16 protein-coding genes are annotated in these 23,068 nt (G+C 41.2%); 7 read left to right on the forward strand and 9 right to left on the reverse strand.

The window, feature by feature from the left end; genetic code table 11:
• Position 1: 1 nt before the first annotated feature.
• The 4 genes from PSH54_RS00570 to PSH54_RS00585 all read right to left on the reverse strand — a co-directional run bounded on the left by PSH54_RS00570 (position 2) and on the right by PSH54_RS00585 (position 5,582).
• On the reverse strand, positions 2-3,652 hold the full coding sequence (locus tag PSH54_RS00570) for an SbcC/MukB-like Walker B domain-containing protein (RefSeq protein WP_273605169.1): 3,651 nt from the start codon (positions 3,650-3,652) through the stop codon (positions 2-4).
• Positions 3,649-4,896 (reverse strand): exonuclease SbcCD subunit D C-terminal domain-containing protein, encoded by a 1,248-nt coding sequence (locus PSH54_RS00575; RefSeq protein WP_273605170.1) that lies wholly within the window; start codon positions 4,894-4,896, stop codon positions 3,649-3,651. The genes PSH54_RS00570 and PSH54_RS00575 overlap by 4 nt, the downstream gene beginning before the upstream one ends.
• A 77-nt stretch (positions 4,897-4,973) precedes the next feature.
• Positions 4,974-5,210, reverse strand: coding sequence for a hypothetical protein (locus PSH54_RS00580; RefSeq protein WP_004588266.1), 237 nt, complete (start codon positions 5,208-5,210; stop codon positions 4,974-4,976).
• Positions 5,211-5,345: 135 nt separating this feature from the next.
• A complete protein-coding gene (locus PSH54_RS00585) occupies positions 5,346-5,582 on the reverse strand; it encodes a hypothetical protein (RefSeq protein WP_273605171.1) in 237 nt (78 codons plus the stop codon).
• 382 nt (positions 5,583-5,964) lie between these two features.
• On the opposite strand from PSH54_RS00585, the gene PSH54_RS00590 reads away from it, so the two are divergent.
• From PSH54_RS00590 to PSH54_RS00605, 4 genes are all read left to right on the forward strand, one after another.
• Positions 5,965-8,400, forward strand: a complete 2,436-nt coding sequence (locus PSH54_RS00590) for a M1 family metallopeptidase (RefSeq protein ID WP_273605172.1) — start codon at positions 5,965-5,967, stop codon at positions 8,398-8,400.
• Positions 8,400-8,891 carry a DUF6702 family protein gene (locus PSH54_RS00595; protein ID WP_004588263.1) on the forward strand — a complete coding sequence of 164 codons (492 nt, stop codon included), beginning with the start codon at positions 8,400-8,402 and terminating at the stop codon, positions 8,889-8,891. Before PSH54_RS00590 ends, PSH54_RS00595 begins: the two co-directional genes overlap by 1 nt.
• A 257-nt stretch (positions 8,892-9,148) precedes the next feature.
• Positions 9,149-9,766 (forward strand): HAD family hydrolase, encoded by a 618-nt coding sequence (locus tag PSH54_RS00600; RefSeq protein ID WP_004588262.1) that lies wholly within the window; start codon positions 9,149-9,151, stop codon positions 9,764-9,766.
• 178 nt (positions 9,767-9,944) lie between these two features.
• Positions 9,945-10,670: a YebC/PmpR family DNA-binding transcriptional regulator gene (locus PSH54_RS00605; protein ID WP_024032996.1), complete on the forward strand. Its 726-nt coding sequence runs from the start codon at positions 9,945-9,947 to the stop codon at positions 10,668-10,670.
• A 419-nt stretch (positions 10,671-11,089) separates the two neighbouring features.
• On the opposite strand, the gene PSH54_RS00610 is transcribed toward PSH54_RS00605, so the two are convergent.
• On the reverse strand, positions 11,090-13,282 hold the full coding sequence (locus PSH54_RS00610) for a malate synthase G (protein WP_273605173.1): 2,193 nt from the start codon (positions 13,280-13,282) through the stop codon (positions 11,090-11,092).
• 227 nt (positions 13,283-13,509) lie between these two features.
• Between PSH54_RS00610 and PSH54_RS00615 the strand changes: the two genes are divergently transcribed.
• Entirely contained in the window at positions 13,510-15,111 is a 1,602-nt protein-coding gene (locus PSH54_RS00615) for an isocitrate lyase (RefSeq protein WP_273605174.1), read from the forward strand.
• 487 nt (positions 15,112-15,598) lie between these two features.
• On the opposite strand, the gene PSH54_RS00620 is transcribed toward PSH54_RS00615, so the two are convergent.
• The 3 genes from PSH54_RS00620 to PSH54_RS00630 form a co-directional block, all read right to left on the reverse strand.
• Positions 15,599-17,635, reverse strand: coding sequence for a S9 family peptidase (locus PSH54_RS00620; RefSeq protein WP_273605175.1), 2,037 nt, complete (start codon positions 17,633-17,635; stop codon positions 15,599-15,601).
• A 358-nt stretch (positions 17,636-17,993) separates the two neighbouring features.
• A complete protein-coding gene (locus PSH54_RS00625) occupies positions 17,994-18,728 on the reverse strand; it encodes a 5-oxoprolinase subunit PxpA (RefSeq protein WP_054982061.1) in 735 nt (244 codons plus the stop codon).
• A gap of 19 nt (positions 18,729-18,747) precedes the next feature.
• Positions 18,748-20,544 carry a glycoside hydrolase family 3 protein gene (locus tag PSH54_RS00630; RefSeq protein ID WP_273605177.1) on the reverse strand — a complete coding sequence of 599 codons (1,797 nt, stop codon included), beginning with the start codon at positions 20,542-20,544 and terminating at the stop codon, positions 18,748-18,750.
• A 558-nt stretch (positions 20,545-21,102) separates the two neighbouring features.
• On the opposite strand from PSH54_RS00630, the gene PSH54_RS00635 reads away from it, so the two are divergent.
• Both PSH54_RS00635 and PSH54_RS00640 read left to right on the forward strand, forming a co-directional pair.
• Positions 21,103-21,312: a cold-shock protein gene (locus PSH54_RS00635; RefSeq protein WP_004587186.1), complete on the forward strand. Its 210-nt coding sequence runs from the start codon at positions 21,103-21,105 to the stop codon at positions 21,310-21,312.
• Positions 21,313-21,508: 196 nt separating this feature from the next.
• On the forward strand, positions 21,509-22,189 hold the full coding sequence (locus PSH54_RS00640) for a substrate-binding periplasmic protein (protein WP_273605457.1): 681 nt from the start codon (positions 21,509-21,511) through the stop codon (positions 22,187-22,189).
• A gap of 93 nt (positions 22,190-22,282) precedes the next feature.
• Here the strand turns inward: PSH54_RS00640 and PSH54_RS00645 are convergent, their stop codons facing one another.
• Complete coding sequence (locus PSH54_RS00645) at positions 22,283-22,984, reverse strand: substrate-binding periplasmic protein (RefSeq protein WP_055254351.1); 702 nt, start codon at positions 22,982-22,984, stop codon at positions 22,283-22,285.
• Between the last annotated feature and the right edge of the window lie 84 nt (positions 22,985-23,068).

The following is a 23,068-nucleotide window of genomic DNA, read 5'->3' on the forward strand; positions in this document are numbered from 1 at the left end:
TTTATAAGACTTCAACAGTGGAGTATCCACCACTTTTTTTACTTACATGTACTTGCGTGGCTACGCGTTCACTCATTTCACTCACATGCGATATAACCCCTACTTTACGGCCTTGTGCTTGTAATGAGTCGAGTGCGTCCATAGCAACGCTGAGTGTTTCGCTATCTAACGTACCAAACCCTTCGTCAATAAACAAAGAGTTGATTTGCACTTTGTTTGAAGAAAGCGATGCAAGCCCTAAAGCCAGTGCTAGTGATACTAAAAATGATTCACCACCAGAGAGCGTATTAACCGAGCGTTGTTCGTCGGCCATATCGCGGTCAATAATGGCTATATCGAGCGATTGCGCAATGGCAGTGAGCTCGTAGCGTTTATTGAGGGTTTTTAAATGGCTGTTAGCATAATGCAGCAATATTTTAAGGGTTTGTGTTTGCGCTAAATTACGCATGGTTTTACCGGTTGCATCCCCTAATACTTTATTAAGCACGTGCCACTGCTCTACCTGCTTTTTAAGGGTAGCAAGTTCAGCGTGTTTGCCTTTAAGTGCTTTGGCGTTTTGATTGTGTTGCTCAAGCGCGGTATTAGTGCCAAGCAAACTATTTTGTAGCTCAGTTTGCTCATTGGCTAAGGACGTTTCTTGCTCTGCTAATTGGCTTTCGCTTTTTTCGGGCTTGTTAGTATTTTGGTGATCTGTTTGCGCCTTTTGCTGTTGCTTAAGCGCTGCATTTGCGTCTGTAAGTGCTGCTAAACGCTGCTCAAACTGCATTAATTGCTCTTTTATTTGCTCACTAGTCAGAGTTAGTAAAATAGCGATCTGTTCGTGATTTACCTCGCTATATTGCACTTTAAAGTCGCTAAACCAGGCATTGTAGCGCTCTTCAAGTGTGCTTTGCTCTTGAATTTGCTCTGCCAAGCGCTGCTCAATGTTTTTGAGTGTTATAGCGTGCTCATCGCGTTTTTTAATTGCGCTGTCGTGGGCTTGTTGGCTTGTATGTAACGCCTTTTGGCACTGCTCAAGCTGCGCATTAAGTTTTGCTTGGTAATCATCGGCACTTAGTGGCTCGTTGTTAAATAAAGCAAGGCGCTCTGTGCGTGTGGTGTTTTGCAGTTGTTGCGCTTTGGCTAAATCGTCTTTTAAAACTTTAAGCGCTTGCTCACTTTTAGCAATTAACGGTGTGAGTTGCTGTAATTGCTGATTAGCGCTGTCTATTTGTTTTTGACTTTGTTCAAGCTGAACTTGTGTTTGCTGGTACTGCTCAACCTGCTGGCTTAAATCGCTCATATTAAGCATGTTGTTTTGCAATTGCTGCCAAAAGTCACTGTGCTCAAACTGTGCATTAAGGGTGCTAGTAAGCTCGTTAACTTGCGTATTTAGCTCTGCATGTTTAGTGTTTATTTGGCCAAGCTTATTGGTTAATTCAACATGCTGATTATGCAATTGCTGCTGTGTATGTTGCTCGGCTTTTAAGTTATTTATTAGCTGATTTACTTTTTCTTGCAGGGCTGTTTGCTGTTTTTGCGATTCAAAATAGTGCGACTTTTGACTGCTGAGCTGCGCGTATGTTTCATCAAGCTGCTGTGCTGTTAAGTCGTTAAGCTCTGTACGTGCCCCTTGCATTGTTGTTTTAATTTCTAGCTGCTTTGCCTGTGCGTTCTGTATGGCTTGGCTGTATTGGGCGTGCTCAGTGACAAGTACAGCATGTTGAGTTTGGTGCTGGTGCAGCTTAGCTTGGGCGCTATCGTGTTGCTGCTTAGCTTGGTTATAACTTGTTTCAAAATCGGCTATTAGGTTATTTAATTGCGGGTTTTGGCTGCTTGCATACGGGTGCTCTTTTGCCCCGCACACTACACATGGCTCGTTAGGGGTAAGCTGCGTGCGTAAATGCTCTACGTTTTCGCTGGCACGCAGGCGAGCTTGGTTTAATGCGTATTCACTGTGTTTAAGTGCTTGCTCGCACGAGGCTAAGCTTTGTTGCAATGTTGTTTGCGTTTGCTCACTGTGTACAAGCTTGGCCGCAACCGCCGCTTGTTGTTGTGTGCTGTGTTTTATTTCTTGATTAAACTGCTGGTAGCGCAAGCGCTGATCTTTTAAATATTCAATATTTTTAAGTTTGCTATCGCATTGTTCAATATTAAATTGGCGTTGTTGCTCACTTAGCTGGTTAAGATCTTTTTGTTGATGCGCAAGTTGTTGCTCTTGCAGCTCTACTTTTTTAGTTTGCTCTGCTAACAGCGCCGCTTGTTTAGTTTGCTCTTCTAACAGCTGTTGGTTTTGCGAAGCGGTTGCCTTTATTTGCTCATTGGCACTTAAATACGTATTAAAGCTATGTTGGTAATAATTCCAATCATTAGCCAATGGTTTAAGCTGCGTGTGCTCGTTTAGCCACGTTTGATGCCCAGTGCTGAGTTTGTTTGCCTCATCAAGTGCATGTTGGCTTTGCGTGTACTGCGTTTGTAATTCGCTAAGTTGCTGCTGCTCTTTTTCGCTTTGCTGAGTCAGGTTTGTAATGGTTTGTGCGTGTATAGCAAGTTGGCTGTCGAGCTCGCGGGCTTTTGCAATAATTGGTTCTGCCGTTTGCTTTTGCACTTGCGCTGTTTTTAACTCGCTTTGCTTTGTTGTAAGTGTTGCGGCCTGCTCTTTTATAAGCGCAGCATGGTCAATCGCTTTTAAATCGCTTATTTGCGTACTAAGTGCTTTGTTTTGCGCCGTTAAGTACTCATGACGTTTGCGGTTGTCTTTTATTTCAAGGGCGCTTTGTGCTTGTTTAGCTTGCTCACTTTGCTTTGCTATGGCATCAAGCTGTTGTTGCGCGTGTTGTTGCTGCTTTACTGCGTGTTCTAGTGCCTGCGATAAGCTTGCTGCTTGCTTATACCAATTTAAGTCTTGCTCTGTTGCTGCATGCGTTTTTTTAGTTTGCTCAATTTTTTTAAGTAACTCATCGCGCTGGGTTTGTTTAGCACTTAATTCGTCATCGCTTAACAAGGTGTAGCTTGCAAGGCTTGCATTAAGTAATTCATATTGATCTTTTAGCGCTTTATTACGCTCAAAAATACGTTTACCTATTAAGCTAAATTTATCGGTGCCGGTTAAACACTCTAAAAGTTGTGCGCGTTCATCGCCTGTGGCTTTTAAAAAGGCTGCAAACTCGTGCTGTGCTAACAATACCGCACGCGAAAACTGATCAAAGCTTAGCCCTATTTTGTTCTCTACTTCTTTTATGGTTTGGCTTTTATCGGCTATTAGGGTTTCATCGGGCAAGGTTAGTAACGTATGCTCAGCTACTTTTAACTTGCCTGTTGCTTTTTTGTGGGTGCGGGTAATAACGTAGCGTGCGCGGTATAATTGTTTATCTTGGCCAACAAAATCAACTTCAGCAAAGCCTTCCCATTTGCCTCTGCGCAGTAAGTTACGCGCATCGTTTAGCTTTATGCTGTCGCCGTTAAAATCAATTAAGTTGCCTTTATCGCCTTTTAAGCGTGCTGTTTTAGTATAAAGCGCTAAACAAATAGCATCTAAAAAGGTGCTTTTACCTGCGCCTGTGTCGCCGGTTATAGCAAACAAGCCCGCATCTTTCAGTGGAGCTTGAGTAAAGTCGATTTCGGCATCGACTATTGAGGCTAAGTTGTGAATACGAACTGCGGTTATTTTCATAGTTGCTCTTGCTCCGTCAGCTCACTTATTACATCGTTTAACAGTGTTTTTAGCTCATCTGGTACAGCTTGGCCGGCCATATCTTTGTCGTTTGCAAAGGCTTGTTCTAATAAGTTTAATGGGTTGAGCATTTCAATTTCGCTTAAATCTTCAAATACGGCGCTGTTATCGCTTGTTGTGGTTTGTTCTCGTACCCGCTCAATGCCGCAAAATTTTACGTGTTTACCCTCAAGTGCCTGCTCTATTTGTTCTCTAAAGGTGGTGTCGGTATCACTTGATTTAAGTTTTACGCGTAAATAAGGGGCAATAGTATGTTGTGATGTATCGAGCGCTTTAATTTGCTCGCATAACTCGCTCAATGGCACGCACTCCCCTTTTGGTAAAATAATCACTTCAGCAGAGCGTGGAATGTAAAGGGGGTTTACAGATGTGCTAATAGTTTGTTTTTCATCACTTTTAAATTCTACTATATTAACTTGGTGCGTGTACTTACGCTCTGAAAACGACATAGGAATGGGCGTACCGCTGTAACGAATAACGTCTTTTTTAGCGACTTGCTGCGCTTTGTGTAAATGCCCCAATGCTACGTAGTCTGCCTTGTTACCAAATACACTGGCCGAAATAGACTCCTCCCCACCAATCACTAAATTACGTTCTGAGTCACTTGAAATATCACCGCCTTTGGCATGTAAGTGCCCCATTACAATTAACGGCGAATTTTGCCCGTTAATGCTATAAGCGTGATCAAGGGCAAGCTGATAGGCTTTTTCAACGCCTTGTGCGTAACTAGGGCCGTTTTTAGTATGACTAAGTGAACTTATGTCGCTGGTACGTAAAAAAGGCATAGCGACGATTACAGCGCGTTTATTTTGCGTATCTATTTCAATCACGGTATTGCCTGGGTCGGTTACTTCAAAGCGCCCCACTACATGGGTGTCAAACTGAGCAAGTAAGGGCTGCGCCGCTAATATACGATTTGCTGAGTCGTGGTTGCCGGCAATAATAACAACATGCAATTGCGGGCAACGCTTTTTAGCATCTTTTATAAATTGGTAGAGTTGGTTTTCGGCGCTGGCACTGGGTGTGGCTGTATGATAAATGTCGCCTGCAACTAAAAGTAAATCTATGTGTTGCTCTACTAGGGTGCTAAGTAGCCAAGAAAAAAATGCAGCGTGCTCATCACGGCGGTCATGTTCATAAAATTGTTGGCCTAGGTGCCAATCTGAGGTGTGGAGAACTTTCATATCGCGCTCTTAAAAAACCATAAGAGCGCCAATATACCCAAGGCAAGTAAAGATGCAAGCCTCGGGAGGGCTTTAGTTTAGGTAAAACTATATATAGCAATAATAATGACAGGAAGCGCTAACAAAGCCATACCTAGCGGCATTTTTAAACTTTTAGTTTGCTTTGCTTGCAATGCTTTTATGGCATTCGTTTCGTTACAGGCGGCTACTTTATCAATATAAAAATAACCTGAGTCTAGATACTGCTTACAACTTTGCTGATTTGCTGGAATGGCTATTAGCTCTTGTTGTTTTTTTAGGATATAAAAATCCATACACCCACCACATTGCTTACTGGTAATAAGTACATATTTGAGAATAATTGTAACGATTTTATTATGCTCAAATAAAAAAAGTGGGCGATTTTAAATATAAAATGCACTAAATATCAACCTAAAATTTCACTATTTTTAATTTATCGTATAAATAGTTAATATTAGTGAGATCACGGCAATATTTGCGCCAATTATTAGCCACTTTTTACTGTGTTTTTGTTCAGTAGATAGGAGTTTTAGTGCATCTTGCTTATTGCATGCCGACACCACATTAACATACGAATATTGGTTTGATTCGTAGCGCTCTAGTAAGTCTTTATCAGCAGGGATAGCTTCGAGCTGATGATCTTTTTTTACAATGTAAAATTTCATATCGGGCTCCTTTAGTTTAAATATGCTGCTTAATTTGTATTGAACCTGAGCGCATTAAAACCGTGTAAACACTGCTAACGCTATAAATTTAAGCTCAATTAAAACAACATATTTTTGCACCTTAATTTAATCCTAAGCTAATGGCATGAATTAGGCCTGAACCCTTATAAATACTGCGTTTGTACCTTAATTAATACACATCAACTAGCTGTGAAGTGTAAACCCCCTTTACAGTTTTAAAAGCGGCTTAATTTACTGATTAAAAAAGCATGTTAAAACAACGTGAATATTACCGTGTTTAATGGGCGGTTGGTCGCTAATTAATTGAACAAAAATAGTAACTTTGTCAAAGTACGCTCACAAAATTCCACTAGGACTCATAATGAAAAAAACAGTTCTTACGCTAAGCGCGTTTGTGTTGCCTCTGGCAATGTCGAGCGCTGTGTTAGCGTCATCCGTTGAGCAAACTAAAGGCTCATTCGTTGATAAGTTTCGCCAGTTAGACGAAGCGCTTCCTACCCCAAATGTTTATCGTAGTGCCGCAGGTGAGCCAGGCGAAAAATACTGGCAGCAACGTGTTAATTACGACATAGATGTAAAGCTTGATGAAAAAAAGCGCCGCTTAACAGCAAGCCAAAGCATTGAGTATAAAAATAACTCGCCGCATACACTTAAATATTTGTGGTTACAGTTAGATCAAAATATTTTTAAAAGCGACTCAATTGCCGAAACCACAAAAACGTTTAAAAGCACGCTAAATAGTTTACCTGCGCAAAAGCCGGCTAAATTAAGTTTAGGTGAGCTACGTCGTCAACAATTTATGAGCGACAACGAGTTAGGCTATACAATTAGCAATGTAAAAGATGACAATGGCGATGAACTGCGCGTTACTGTTGTTGATACGCTAATGCGTATAGATTTAAACGAGCCGCTAAAACCAGGCAAAGAAGCTGAGTTTAGTATGAACTTTGCTTTTAACATTGTTGAAGAAGATGCCGTAGGTGCGCGTTCTGGTTACGAGCACTTTGAAGAAGATGGCAACGATATATTTTTACTTGCGCAGTGGTTTCCGCGTTTAGCTGCTTACACCGATTACGAAGCATGGACAAACAAGCCGTTTTTAGGCCGTGGTGAGTTTACGCTTGAGTTTGGTGATTACGATGTAGAAATTACTGTACCTGCTGATCATATTGTATCGGCAACAGGTAAGTTAGATAACGCAAGCAAAGTGCTTACTCGCACGCAGCGTAACCGCTTAGAAAAAGCTGAAACAGCAAAACGCCCTGTATTTATTGTTACTGAAAAAGAAGCGTTAGAAAACGAAAAACAAGGTACCGATAAAACAAAAACATGGCACTTTAAAGCAGAAAATGTGCGTGACTTTGCGTGGGCGTCGTCGCGTAAATTTATGTGGGATGCAAAGGGCTATCAGCAAGGTGGCGATGAACAACCTTTAGTGATGGCTATGTCGTTTTACCCTAAAGAGGGTGGCGATTTATGGAAAAAGTATTCAACTGAATCTGTAGTACATACGATGGAAGTGTACTCTCGCTATTCATTTGACTACCCATACCCTGTAGCGCAATCGGTAAATGGCCCTGTAGGTGGTATGGAATACCCAATGATCACTTTTAATGGCCCACGTACAGAGCTGCAAGATGATGGCTCGCGCACTTATTCTCAAGCTGAAAAACGCTTTTTAATTGGTGTGGTTATTCATGAAGTTGGCCATATTTACTTCCCTATGATTGTAAACTCTGATGAGCGCCAATGGACCTGGATGGATGAAGGTTTAAATAGCTTTTTAGATGGTGTTGCAGGGCGTGAATGGGACCCAACTATACCGTGGGGTGTTGAGCCGCGCGATATTGTAAGCTACATGAAATCGCAAAACCAAGTACCTATTATGACGCAGTCAGACAGCGTACTACGTTTAGGCCCTAATGCTTATACTAAACCAGCCGCGGCACTTAATATTTTACGTGAAGTTATTTTAGGCCGTGACTTATTCGACTTTGCGTTTAAAGAGTACGCACAGCGCTGGAAATACAAGCGCCCTACCCCAGCAGATTTTTTCCGTACGATGGAAGAGGCCTCTGGTGTTGATTTAGATTGGTTTTGGCGCGGCTGGTTTTACAGCACCGACCATGTAGATATCTCGTTAGATAAAGTGTATCAATTACGTTTAGATACTAAAAACCCTGATATTGACTTTAAACGCTTACGCGATATAGAAGCAGACAAACCAACATCACTATTTGTTAAGCGCAACCGTGAAGAAGGTAAGCAAACTTGGGTTGAAAAAAATCCAGATATTACCGACTTTTACGACGAAAACGACCGCTTTACTGTTACCAATAAAGAACGTAACGCGTACAACAAGTTTTTAAAAGGCTTAGAGCCGTGGGAGCGTAAAACGCTAGATCGCGCGCTTGAAGAAGATAAAAACTACTATGTTATGGAGTTTTCAAATTTAGGTGGCTTGGTAATGCCTATTTTATTAGAGCTAACTTATGAAGATGGCACAACCGAAGAGCGTTACATTCCGGCTGAAATTTGGCGCCGTAATCACAAAAATGTACAAAAGCTTATTGTTACAGATAAAAATAAGCCATTGGTATCGGTAAGCGTTGACCCTCGCTGGGAAACAGCTGATGTAGATGTTGAGAACAACAACTACCCTCGTCGTATTATTCCTTCACGTATTGAAGTGTATAAAAAGAAAAAGAGTAAAGCGAAAGTAAGTCGAGATATTATGCAAGACATTAAAACTGAGCTTAAAAAAGACGAGAAAAAAGATGGTGAGGAGCAACAATAATGCGCTTTTTGCTTATTATTGTTTGCCTTTTAGTTGCTGCGCCAAGTATGGCGCATCAACTAAAGTCATCGGTTACTACGGTGCTTTTTAATAAACGTACTAACAATATTGAGCTTATGCATCGCTTTTATTTACATGATACTGAGCATGCTGTAGCGCATTTATTTAATGGAAAAGCCGATATCATTAGCAACAAGGCCGACCAACAACGTTTTGTAGAGTATGTTGAGTCGCATGTTGCGCTGCAAACCTTAAAGGGTAAGCCATTAACGCTTAGCCAAGTAGGTGCGCAAATTGATGGAAAGTTTTTTTGGGTGTATCAAGAAGCTCCTATCCCAAAAGGGATTGAAGGCATAAAAATGAGTAACGGCGCACTGCGTGACTTATGGCCTTCTCAAGTAAATATGGTAAACGTAGAAGGTAAAGGCAAGATTAAAACCCTTCACTTTACCCAAAACGATACCTGGCTCGAGGCTAAGTTCGAGCAATAAGTACTTCCCCAACCTACGCGCACTGCAGTTTATGTGCGCGTATTCTCCTTTTGTTTATGCTGTGTTCATTTTTGATCTGTTATTACTAGCTGTTCGTAGAATTTTAGTAATTAATTGGTGTTTATAAGGCTAAGTAATAGATAAGTGAATACTTTTCTAATAATTTGTTTGATAAACATTTGCTAAATTATTCTCATGAAGTAGAGTCATTATGTGTACACATGTTGTATTGATTTTTACCCCATTCAAGGAATGATATGAAAGCTCAAGTAGAGGCTATTCAAGGAGTTATATTTGATTTAGATGGCACTTTAGTATCGTCTGAGTTAGATTTCTCTCTTATAAAAGCACAAATAGGTTGCCCATGCGAGCAAGACCTACTTGATTATATTGCCCAGCTTCCATCGCCCTACATGCGTGAAGAAGCGATGAATATAGTGCATCAGCACGAGCTGCAAGACGCTCAGTTTGCCACTATATTGCCAGGCGTAACCGAAGCCGTTAACGCCCTTAAAGTTAAAAATATTCCTATGGCTATTGTTACCCGCAATTTTGATAAAGCGGCAGCAATAAAGCTACAAAATAACCCGCTACCTATCGAAACGGTATTAACCCGTAGCGATGCCCCAGCCAAACCCGATCCCAGTGCCTTAAATGCAATTGCCACGCTTTGGAATATAAACGCCAGCAACTTGTTATACGTAGGGGATTTTTTATACGACATTCAAGCAGCGCATAATGCAAATATGCGCGCATGTTTGTACGCGCCAAATGCGGTGCCCATTTATGCCGACCAAGCTGATTACGTTTTACGTGAATTTACCGAGTTAGTTACTTTAGTCGAAAGTTACTCACAAAAAGTAGAGTTATGTTAAATAGCGCGTAACTTTTATTGTTGCGTAATTACTCCTGTATTATTTGCATAGGTGCGGCCTTATTTATTTAGCAAATAGGTTGTTTTAAATTCAGTTTGTAAAGTTCAACAGACCCTAGCCCAATAGGGTTTGAATTGGTAAAATATGGCAAAATTAACGTATTGATTAGAGGCACAAGATGGGCAGAGCATTTGAAGTCCGTAAGAGCTCGATGGCTAAAACAGCCAACGCAAAAACTAAAGTTAACTCAAAGTACGGTAAAGAAATTTATGTTGCCGCTAAAAATGGCGAACCAGACCCCGATGTCAATCAATCACTGCGTCGTCTAATAGAAAAAGCAAAAAAAGACCAGGTTCCTGCTCACGTAATAGAAAAAGCAATTGAAAAAGCAGCCGGTGGGGCAGGGGAAGATTATTCTCCCGCACGTTACGAAGGCTATGGCCCAGGTAACTGCATGGTTATTGTTGATTGCTTAACCGACAACCCAAACCGTACAATTAAAGATGTACGTTTACCGTTTACCAAAACAGATTCAAAAATTGGTACACCGGGCTGTGTTGCACATATGTTTGATCACCTTGCTGTACTTGGTTTTGCCGGTGACGATGACGAAGTGGTACTTGAAGCACTAATGATGGCCGACGTTGATGTAACCGACGTTGAAGTTGAAAATGGTAAAGTGTCGGTATTTGCACCCCATACTGAGTACTATAAAGCGAAAACAGCGCTTGAGGAAAACTTTGAAGGGATTAACTTTGAAGTAGATGAAATTACGTTTGTTCCGCAAGTGCATGTAGAAATTGAAGATGAAGAAGTTATTGCTAATTTTGACAAGTTCATCAACATGCTTGAAGACTGTGATGACGTTCAAAACGTGTATCACAATGCAATAATTAAAAATTAATTTAGCGCTAGGTACAGTGAGCACTAAATAAATAACGGTACTAGGGCGTGTTGACCTTTGGCGCTTGAATTTTCAGCAGTATGTTTGGTTTTTAGGCAAGGCAGAGCCTATGAAGTGTGGTTATTCCCCATAAATAGGCGATAACGTAGCATAAATGCCAAACATACGCTGCCCTTTTTGGTTCTGCCTAGGGGCGATAAACTCTTTGTTGCCTACATGGATGTAGGTAAGGGGCGTGAGCAGGACGCGGAAGCTTTGCTCGGTTTTTACTTAGCCCACTAGGTTACAAACCTCGCGCCGCAACTTGATCGCCCCTAGATTGAACAAATTTCAATCTGCAAAGATCAACACGCCCTAATAAACAAAAAGCGCGTTTTGTGTAGGCAAAACGCGCTTTTTTGCTGTTAAACTAATGTTAACTATTCAGCTAGGTTATGGTGTTTTGCTTTATATTTTAAGCGGTAACTGTGTAATAGGGGCTCGGTGTAGCCACTTGGCTGCTTAGCACCTTCTAATACAAGCGCTAAAGCGGCTTGATAAGCAATACTATTTTTAAGTGACTCTTCGTTTTGTGCCATAGGCTTGTAAGCGCTGTCGTGCTCATTTTGGCCATCAACCACTTTAGCCATTTTAGCCATAATCGACTCTATTTGTTGTTGAGTACACACCCCATGCTGTAGCCAATTTGCCATATGTTGACTTGAAATACGCAAGGTTGCTCTGTCTTCCATTAAGCCTATGTGATTAATATCAGGCACTTTTGAGCAGCCAATACCTTGGTCTATCCAGCGTACTACGTAGCCTAAAATGCCTTGTGCATTGTTCTCAAGCTCACTTTGAATATCTTCTTTACTGAGCGTTTGTGGCTGAGCCATTAAAGGCGGTGTAAGTAAATCAGTAAGGCTTGCCATTCCTCGTTTGGCAATTTCTTTTTGCTCGGTAAATACATCTACATCGTGATAATGCATAGCGTGCAAAGTGGCTGCGGTAGGCGAGGGCACCCACGCGGTATTAGCGCCAGATTGCACATGAGCAAGCTTTTGCTCCATCATAAGTGCCATTTTATCTGGCATTGGCCACATACCTTTACCTATTTGTGCTTTACCGCTTAGGCCGCAGGCAAGGCCTGTATCAACGTTACGGTCTTCGTACGCTTTGATCCACGGCTGAGCTTTAATAGCGGCTTTTGGCAAAGCGACCCCTGCGTGCATAGAGGTATGAATTTCATCGCCCGTGCGGTCTAAAAAGCCAGTATTTATAAACACCGCGCGCGCTTTGGCTGCGTGTATACAGGCTTTTAAATTTACTGAAGTACGGCGCTCTTCATCCATAATCCCCATTTTTAGGGTGTTTTTTGGCAAGCTAAGTGCTTCTTCTACCATGCTAAAAAGCGTATTTGTAAAAGCAACTTCTTCAGGGCCATGCATTTTGGGTTTTACAATATTGATGCTTTGCGCACTGGTGTTTTTAATGCCTGTTTTTTTATTTAAATCGTGCAGGGCTGCGGTTGCGCTAAACATCGCATCCATAATGCCTTCAAATACGGGTTGGCCGTAAATGTCGGTAATAGCAGGGTTTGTCATTAAGTGGCCGACATTACGGACAAACATCATGCTGCGGCCTTTAAGCGTAAGGCTACTGCCATCAAGGGCTGTATATTGCCTATCGCTTTGTAAAGTACGCTCTATGGTTTTATCGCCTTTTTTAAACGATTCAACCAAGTTACCTTGCATTAAACCCAGCCAGTTTTTGTAAACTTGTACTTTATCCTCGGCATCTACTGCGGCAACAGAGTCTTCGCAATCCATAATGGTTGTTAGTGCAGCTTCAAGCAAAACATCTTTTAATCCTGCTTTGTCGGCTTGGCCAATAGGGTGGTGATGGTCTATTTGCAGCTCTACATGCAGGCCATTGTTTTTTAATAAAATAGCACTTGGGTTTTGCGCCTCGCCTTGGTAGCCAATAAGTTGCTCAGGGTTTTTTAATTGAGTATGCGAGCTGTCTCTTAGGGTGATAGACAGGGCGCCTTCAACAATTGAGTAGTTGGTGCTTTCTATGTGTGAGCCATTTTTAAGGGGCAGGGCTTTATCTAAAAACTGGCGCGCATACGCCATTACTTTAAAACCACGAACCGGATTATACGTAGTGCCTTTTTCAGCGCCGTCGTCTTCACTTAATACGTCGGTGCCGTATAGCGCATCGTATAACGACCCCCAGCGCGCGTTAGCCGCATTAAGCGCAAAACGTGCGTTGCTAACAGGCACAACAAGCTGAGGGCCTGCGCTGAGTGCTATTTCGGGCTCTACATTTTGCGTTTCAATGGCAAAGTCTGCAGGCTCTGGTACTAGGTAGCCAATGTCTGTTAAAAACGCTTGGTACTGCGCGCTATCCCACGTTTTATTTGTTTTATGGTAGTCATCTATTTGTTGTTGTAGCTGCTCGCGCTTAGCTAAAAGAGCGTTATTTTTCGGGGTAAGCGTTTGTACTATGTTTGCAAAGCTTTGCCAAAATTGCTGCTCAGATAAATGAGTGCCTGGGAGTAGCTGTGTTTTTACAAAGTTGGCCAGCTGTGTATCTACGCTTAGCCCTGAGTGTGTGAGAGTGTGTGCCATATTTACCTTCCTTAAACGGTCGCGGTGTTGTTGTGTGCGTTAAAGCAACAATAACGCAAAAAAGGCTCAGTGCGTGCTTTTTAGCCATTCACAAAAAATATAGCGGTAATAACAACTATAAATTTACTAAATCTAAAAAATAAGCCTAATGTTGAATTAAGCGATACGGAGCACACACTCCTAGCCACTCTCACAATAATTTATAGACCCGTTCGAAGGATTTTATTATGACAACATACACACGTGAAACCGATACTCTAGCAACACTTTGCCAATCTCAAGGTAGCGCATGGAAAGCCATTAACCCTGAATATGCAAGCCGCATGCGTTTACAAAACCGCTTTCGTACAGGGATTGAAATTGCACAATACACCGCAGATGTAATGCGTGAAGATATGGCCGCTTACGATAAAGATACCAGCCAATACACACAGTCTTTAGGTTGTTGGCATGGTTTTACTGCGCAACAAATGATGATGGCAATAAAGCGTCATCAAAAAACAACTAAGCGCAGTTATGTTTACTTAAGTGGTTGGATGGTTGCTGCACTTCGCTCTGCATTTGGCCCGTTACCGGATCAAAGCATGCACGAAAAAACCTCAGTGCCTGCGCTTATTGAAGAAATTTATACGTTTTTAAAACAAGCCGATGCCCGTGAACTAGACCACTTATTTAATGATCTAGACGAAGCGAAAGCCAATGGCAGCGATGTACAAGCGGTGCTTGATAAAATTGATAATTTTGAGACGCATGTAGTGCCTATTATTGCCGATATTGATGCTGGTTTTGGTAACGAAGAAGCAACCTACCTACTTGCTAAAAAGATGATTGAAGCAGGTGCGTGTGCCATTCAAATAGAAAACCAAGTGTCTGACGCTAAACAATGTGGCCACCAAGCAGGTAAAGTAACTGTTCCGCACGAAGATTTTTTAGCAAAAATTAACGCTGTACGTTACGCGTTTTTAGAACTCGGTATTGATAACGGTATTATTGTTGCGCGTACCGACTCATTAGGCGCAAGCCTTACGCAAAAAGTGCCTGTGTCACAAACGGCAGGAGACTTAGCTAGCCAGTACAACGCGTTTTTAGAAACCACACCTATTAACGGTGTAGATGATTTAAACGAAGGTGATACGGCAATGAAAATTAATGGCCAATTATGTAAGCCAACGCGTTTAGAAAACGGATTATACCAGTTCCGCGAAGGCACTGAAAAAGACCGCGTAGTACTAGATTGTGTAACAAGCTTACAATCGGGCGCTGATTTATTGTGGATTGAAACCGAAAAACCACATGTTAAGCAAATTGCAGAGCTAGTTAACCGCGTTAAAGAGCAAGTGCCTGATGCTAAACTTGTTTATAACAATTCACCGTCATTCAACTGGACGCTTAAGTTCCGCGAGCAAGTGTACCAAGAGTGGCAAGAAGCGGGTCGCGATTTGAGCGCTTACCCAAGCCTTGGTGATAATAAAGGCCTAATGGCGCCAGAAATGGACGATACAGAGCTTGCTGCTGAAGCGGATGTATTAGTGCAAAACTTCCAGCGCGATGGTGCACGTGAAGCGGGTATTTTCCATCACTTAATTACACTGCCTACATACCATACGGCTGCACTAAGCACCGATATTTTATCAGAAGGTTACTTTGGTGATATGGGCATGCTTGCTTATGTACGTGATGTACAACGCCAAGAAATTCGCCGCGAACAAGCCTCAGTTAAGCACCAAGATTTAGCTGGGTCTAATATTGGCGATACACACAAAGAGTACTTCTCTGGTGAAAACGCACTTAAAGCCGGTGGTGAAGATAATACCATGAACCAGTTTTAACTTTTCTAGATAGTGTTACTCAAGGGCCGTAAGGCCCTTTTTTTGTTGTATTAATATAAATCGGACTCGGCTAAATTTAGTCTGGATCACAATTTAATTAGGTAGATATTAAGTACAGCTATATGGCTGCTTTTTTACTGTAAAGCCGCTTTAAAGTGCAAAATCCCCCTTTAAAAAGGCTGGTTTTTACTGTTTTACCCAGTATAAATAAAATAATAAACCGAAATTTTACTAACCTGGTGCCTCTATAAAACAATTTTTTACTAACTGAGTGCTTATAAACAGTGGCTCAAACCGATTTTTTACCAACTCAAACGATTAAAATTACAATAAACCGAAATTTTACTAACTGAAAAACGCCTAAGTCCGATATGGATAAGAACAAAACTGTAAAGGGGGTTTACAGTTTGGCATTAATTAACCTAAGCGTGGGTAATTACAAAAAAAGCCACTTAGGTGTGGCTATTTTTAAACCTAAACACGGAGCTTATTTTTTGTTTGAGTGTTTATCAAACCACCATTGAATGTAGGCTACCTTGGTCATTAAGTTAGAAGGGCGCGCCGTAATACCGTGTGATGCATTAGGAATACGTACCATAGCAGTATCAACACCTTGCAGCTTAAGGGCTTGATAAAACTGCTCGGTTTCAGAAATAGGGGTACGGTAATCTGCCTCCCCTGTTAAAAGCATCGTGGGCGTTGTTACGTTACCTACATAGCTAATAGGTGAGCGTTTCATATAGTGCTCAATATGATCCCAAGGTTTACCTGGGAACCAGTAATCGGCAAAAAATGGATAAAAGTCGGCAGTTAGTACAAAGCTGATCCAATTAATCACGGGTTTAGCCACCACTGCTGCAGCAAACCTGTCGGTGTGCCCTACAATCCATGCGGTTAATACACCACCGCCCGAGCCACCTGTTACAAATAGTTTAGACTCATCAATAAAGCCTTTCGCTATTAGCGCATCAACGCCGGTCATTAAATCGTCAAAATCGTTACTTGGGTAATTATGATGAATTGTTTGGGCAAACGTTTTACCGTATGAGTCACTGCCTCGTGGGTTCATGTATAAAACCACGTTCCCTTTGGCTGCAAACAATTGCACCTCGGTACTAAAGTGAGGGCCATAATTGGCCACAGGGCCGCCATGAATTTCTAAAACAAGTGGGTATTTTTTTGATTTATCAAACCCAGGAGGGTATGCAATCCAACCTTGAATTGGCAGCTGGTCGTGGCTCGATTTAAGCCAAATTTCTTCTACGTTGGCAAGTTCTTTATCGTCTAACGCATCGGCATTGAGTGTAGTGAGGCGGCGAGCTTTGCCTCGTTTTATAGTGGCTATATCTGCAGGGCGCTGAGTATCGGCAAGTGTAAAAGCAATATCGCCATCTTCGCTTACATCAAAATCGCCGCCCGAATAAGGACGACCAAACGCAACGCTGCCTATTTGCTCGGTGAGCACTTTACGCTTACCACTGCGTGGTTGGTAGGCAAGGGCGGTTTGGCCTTCGTCTGCGTAGCTAAAGTAAAGCCCTTTTGAATTAGCACTCCATTTTATTTGCCCCACACTTCTATCAAAATTAGGGGTTAGGCTTTTTGTATCGCCCGTTTTTAAATCACGAATATAAAGCTGCGTGTTTTCGTAATTGGTGCGTTTATCATCATACCCTGTAGAGGCTAGGTAACGCCCATCAGGAGATACTTTAGGTTGTTGGTCAGGGCCGTTTCTGTTGGTAATGGCAGCAATTTTTAAGGTGCTTAAATCAAGCTGGTATATTTCACTATTAGTGGGCTTTAGTTGATTTTGCTCATGCCGATTGGCCGAAAAATAAAGGCTGTTACCGTTTTTACTAAAGCTTACTTCGCCGGCGTTATTAAACTCATCGTGTGTGAGCTGCTTTGCATTGCCGCCATTTGCATCTATTGCAAATAATTGACTAAATCCTTTTTGGCTATAACCGCCTCCGTCGGCACGGTAGTATACATCGTCTATAAATTTAGCAGGTTCTGCCCATGTAGCACCTTTAGGCTTGCCAGGTAAGTTAACAGGTGGTGCACTGCTACTTGGTACAAACATACTAAAAATAAGCTGCTGAGAGTCGGGATGCCAGATAATTGCGCGTGGGCTGCTGGTTAGGTTACTAATTTTTGCTACAGCACCTGTTTTAAGCCACTTCATATAAATTTGGCTGCTGCCATCGCGGTTAGATATAAATGCAAGGCGTTGCCCATCTGGCGATAGTACCGGGGAGTGATCCATATGCACGCCCGAGGTAAGCGGTTGCAGTTGTTTAGTTTTATAATCAACCGACCAAATGTTACTGACTTTACGGTCCGTTTTTATATCCATACGGTTACGAACAAAGTACACCGTTTTACCATCATCTGTTATATCAATTTGATTGGCGTATTCAAGGTTAAACACATCTTGTAGCTGTAATGTGTTGTCCTTTGCAAAAGCTAACTGGCTACTACCAAGTAATAAACTGCTACTTAAACTAAGTGCTAAAAGCGTCTTCATTTGTATTCCCTGTTGTGGTTTTTGTATATGTAGTTATATGTCAGCAGGCAAGGGATGAAAAGCGCGATGCGGTGAAACTATAATTTAATACCGGTTTAAGTAAAACATGGTTATTTTAGAGTAATAAATAGCGGGCTTACTGCGTTAAATTTTTTATATGCAGCGCCATGTATTTCAGCGCTGTGTTACTTATGCTTTGTTACTGTGCTGTGTTGTTGCGCTTTTTTAAAGCGATATTAGGTTGTACATGATTGGACTAAATGGAGGTTAAAGCTGTAAAGCCCCTTTACAGCTAAGTAGTTTTTAAAGTAAACATGCGTTTTATAGCTTGAGACTTAATAACGAGTTAAAAGCAAGGTTAGGTTGCTGATGCACACAGTGATTTAATTTCTTTAATAAGAGCTATACCGGCTGCGTTATCGCCATGCACGCACAAACTGTTGGCATTTAAGTTCAGGGTGTTTCCTGAGCGAGTGGTTACACAGCCGTCGGTTAATAGCTGTTTTACTTGTGCTAAAAGTGCTGGCTTGTCGTGAACGCTGCCATCAAGGTGGCGAGATACTAAATGCCCTTCGTCTGTATATTGCCTATCAGCAAAGGCTTCTAAAATAAGATCTACACCTAAACTATTGGCGGCAAAGGTGTGTTTTGCAGAGTCTTTTGTGGCTAATAGCATAAGCTTTAATGGTGCAGGGTAGTGCGCTATGGCAGTAATAACTGTTTGTAAAATATGATCGTTTTTCATCATGTCGTTATATAAAGCACCATGTGGCTTAACATAGCTAAGTGTTAAGCCTTGTACTTTAGCCATGCCATCAAGGGCGGCAATTTGGTAATGTAAGCAATTGGTCAGTTCTTGCGCGCTAAGCGCCATAGAGCGCCTGCCAAAGCCTTGTTGGTCGGGGTAACTTGGGTGCGCACCTATTTGTACATTGTGCTGCTTTGCTAAATACAACGTATCGGCTATTACATCTGGGTCTCCACCATGAAAACCACACGCAATATTTGCCATATCAATATGAGGCATTACCTCATCATCTAATCCCATTTTCCATGCGCCAAAGCTTTCGCCTAAATCGCAATTCAGTTTCATTTTTTATCCCTTGTTATTATTATTTTATGGTAACTGGCAGTACGCCATGAGCGTGTGCACTGCCTAACAATACCTTAGCAAGCGCTGTAAATGCAGGCCCCGCAACAGCATTGTTTTTATCTGTATCTATATTATACGCATAAGAAGCAAGAACTGCATTAGCTCTGCTGCCAAACTGCGCTATGTCGTAGGGGGCACGTAAACTTATAAATATTGTTTTTTTATTCACTGATGCAGCTATATCCAGTAATGATGACAGCGCTTTAGGTTGCTCAGCGGTATTGAGTGCAAAGCGAGGGTCGTCTTTTAAATCATCCATTCCGCCAATCTCTACAGCGCTTTGATTAGGCGTAGCGTTGCCTGCAATAACAACATCTGCATTTTTAATTAAGCTATGCGCCTTTACAGGGTCAAACCCTTGTAAACTACTGCAACTATATTTAAGCGCCGCATTACTTATAGCGCTAAGCGCTTGCTGCATGGCCATGCATTTTCGGGTATCGGGCATAATAATATGGATGTGTTGCCCTTTTCTTAAATTAAGAGGCAATGCATTATTGTTATTTTTAACCTCAGTAATAGCATTTACGGCAAGCTCAGCTTCTATTTTGCGATGTGCTTGAGAGCCAATAATATCTTTTGCTTTAGCCAAAGTGCTTAATGGGTCTAGCTGCGTGGTTAATTTAAATTTATTTTTTAAAGCGGTTATACGCGCAGCCGATTGAGCCACTTCGTCTTTACTGAGTTGTTTATTATTAACAGATGCGACTAATTCATCCATTAGTTTGTCGAGTGCGTTTAAATCAGCTGGTGTTCTGATCTCTATTGGCATAAGCGCTAGGTCAACGCCTGCTGCAAAGGTATTGATTACCGCTTGGGTTGGGGTGAAAAAATGACTAATGCCGGCCATATCTAAAGCGTCGGTTACCACCACACCTTGATAATTTAACTCCCCTCTTAAAATGTCAGTAATTATAGTACGCGACATAGTTGCGGGTTTTATCATGCTTTTGCCATTAACACTTACAAACGTACTGTTATCGAGTTGTGGGTATTGAATATGCGCCGTCATAATCATACCTGGGTTTTGCGTGGCAATTATGTGTTTAAAGGGAGCTAAATCTTGTTGATATATGTCTTCTTTGGAGTGATTTACTTGTGGTAACCCTGTGTGGCTGTCTACGTTGGTATCGCCGTGCCCGGGGAAATGCTTTAACGATGTAATAACGCCGTTGCTCTCAAATCCTGCCACTTGTGCTGCGCCTAGCTTACTGACAAGTGCTGGGTTTTCACCAAACGAGCGCACATTAATTACCGGATTGTCGGGGTTCATGTTTACATCTACCGTAGGGGCATAGTTAACATTAATACCTAACGAATTAAGCTCTTTAGCGATAACAGTGGCAGTTTTGGTTGCGTATTGAATGCCATACTTTTTATAGGTTGCACCAATAGACATATTACCAGTAAATGAAGTGGCAACATCGCGAGGTAAACGCGCTACTCGGCCGCCTTCTTGGTCTATCGAAATAAATAACGGCAGCTTTGAACTTGATTTACTCGCCGCAGCTTGTAATTGGCTATTAAGGGTAATGGTTTGCTCTATAGATTGGGTGTTTTCAGAAAATAAAATTACACCACCAATATTATGCTTAGCAATGGCCGCTGCTAGTTCATCAGGTAGGGTAGTAACCGGTGTTCTGCATTGTTTGCTTGACCCTTGCTGACAAAAATAGCGTAAATCGAGTATTAGTTTTTGCCCCAATTGTTGTTCAAGAGACAGTGTAGGCTTAGCAAAAGAAGATTGTAATGGCATTAAACACCCAGATAAAAAAACAACAGACGAAATAAAGCATTTATTTAGCAAAACACACTCCAACGCTAAATAGATAAGTGGCAGTAGCTTATCTATTTTTGTGTACAACTGCAAAGTGCAGCTGTTTGTATACACAGGGTAAATTGTAAGGCGTGTATCATGGCTGAATACGTTTTATCTAAATGGTGAGTAGGTGTTAAATTAGCTGTACTCATTGCCGCCGTTTTAAAAACTAAAGATTAAATAGTTCATTGTTTTAATTGGCCAGTTAACTATTAAAGCCGCGCAGGGGTTAAGCTATAGGCTAGCCACGGGAGTTATTAAAGGCTAAGCACAAACACTATTTATTGCCTGCATTACTATAAAGGCTTGACATAAATAGTTAACTCTATATAGTAGGCCGCAGCTAGAAAGAAAGCATGATAGTTTATAAATCTTTATTTCGTTGTTGTATAAGTAATACTTGTAGTACCGTCCTGAAGTTTTTAAGTACCATCTCATTTTTTGCTACACCCGCTCTTATGAGCATATTTTTTATTTTTATATCAGGATATTACAATGTCTAACATCGTATCAGGTACAGTTAAGTGGTTCAACGAGTCTAAAGGTTTTGGTTTCATCGAGCAAGAAAACGGCCCAGACGTTTTCGCACATTTCTCAGCAATCAAAAGCGAAGGTTTCAAAACTTTAGCTGAAGGCCAACGTGTAGAGTTCACTCTTTCACAAGGTCAAAAAGGTCCTCAAGCGGATAACATCACTCCGTTATAATTTTTACTTTTAAAGTAAAAATAAAAAAAAGCGCTTAAGGCGCTTTTTTTGTGCCTAAAATTTGACTGTAAAATAGTGCCATCTATCATTTAATAATATAAATTAATGTAGTGGTGCGGTTATTCTAAAACTCTTTCCTTTTATTGCTTGTTTCTTCTTAAGCACGTTTACTTATGCAAACCATTTTAAGTTAGTTATTTATACAGATCAGTTTGCACCTTATAATTTTATAAACGAGCACGGCCAACTTGTTGGCGCTAACTACGATATAGTCAACGCACTGTGTATTAAAGCAGAAGTAGAGTGCGACTTTAAAGTCATGCCTTGGAAGCGTGCCGCAATGCTTGTGCATAAAAAGCCTTATTCAGCCATTTTTTCAATGGCGCAACATACTAACCGAATTCCTTTATTTAATTGGCTTGGCCCGTTAACTACTGCACGAACTTATTTTTATAAGTTAAAAAGCCGTCCTGATGTCACTGTAAATACCCTTAAAGACACCACTCTTTATTCGTTAGGCATGGTAAGGGGAGATATATATCAATCATTGGTCAAAAAAATAGGGTTTGTAAATGGGCAAAACTTAATGACGTTTGGTGAAGAGCAACAATATATTCAGCTTTTTATAAACAATAAAATAGATCTTATTTTAGGCTCGGAGCACGTTATTTATAACCAATTAAAGCCTTATAACGTGAGCTTACTTGATGTAGAGCAACTTACTGAGCTACCTGTAAGTAACGACCTTAAAGATAATTATTTAGCGTTTAATAAAGCGGTGCCGCAGCACATAGTAGATCGCTTTCAACGTGCCTTTAAAGTGCTAAAACAAGAGCGCAGTCTCGATTCGTTCATAGCGCCATATAGCAATAATTGATTACTAAGCCCCTATTTTAGACTTCATTACTTCACTAATTAACGTAACTAAGCGTTAAAACTGCGCTTAAATAAGCGAGGTTTAGCTTAGGTGCTAGGGTAGCCCTTGGGTATTTTTAAGTGTGTAAAAGGCTTTTTGTAGCGCGTTTATATAGCGCATATCGGTGTTTTTATTTGCTGCCAAATAGGCATCTACCTTGAGTTCTTCTACATTATATATGGCTTTAAATTCAGCGTCAGGGGTGGGTAAATACTGACTTATTTGATGTATTAGTTCGGGGTCATCAACAATTAAGTCTACTTTTTTGGCAACCAATAACGCATACGATTTTTGTATATCGGTGGTTAGCACAACCTCAAACCCCAAGTTGGTTAATATATCAGTAGAAAAGTCGTTACGTTGCATCGCTATTTTGTATTTTTTTGCTTCCTCAGTATTGTTAATAATTATGTCGTCACGCTCTTTAAGCGCAACAAAAGCAAGCTCAAAATGCGAAACTGGGCCTATCCAATGAAAGTTGTTTTCTCGCCCTTTTGTGCGCGCTATGGTGTAAATAAAGGTGTTTTGGATAGTGCTGGCAAGTCTAAATGCTCGCGCCCATGGGTACATTTGTATATCGGGCGTTAGGTTCGCCTTTGCAAAAATAGCCCTTATAAATTCAGTGCCTTTGCCTGTCACTTTTCCATCAACGAGTATTTGATCGGGCGGCGAGAGTTCCGTGACAACTAAAAGAGGGTCTGAGCTTGCGTAGCTATTAAAAAAAACAAACAACAATACTAATAAAAGTTTACGCATTTATATAAATCGACTTATCAACAGCGGCTATTTTATGAGTGTGCTTAAAGGTAGAACATCAATAAAACAGTAGGTTACATTAGG

The organism is Pseudoalteromonas sp. Angola-30, assembly GCF_028599215.1.
Lineage (GTDB): Bacteria > Pseudomonadota > Gammaproteobacteria > Enterobacterales > Alteromonadaceae > Pseudoalteromonas > Pseudoalteromonas atlantica.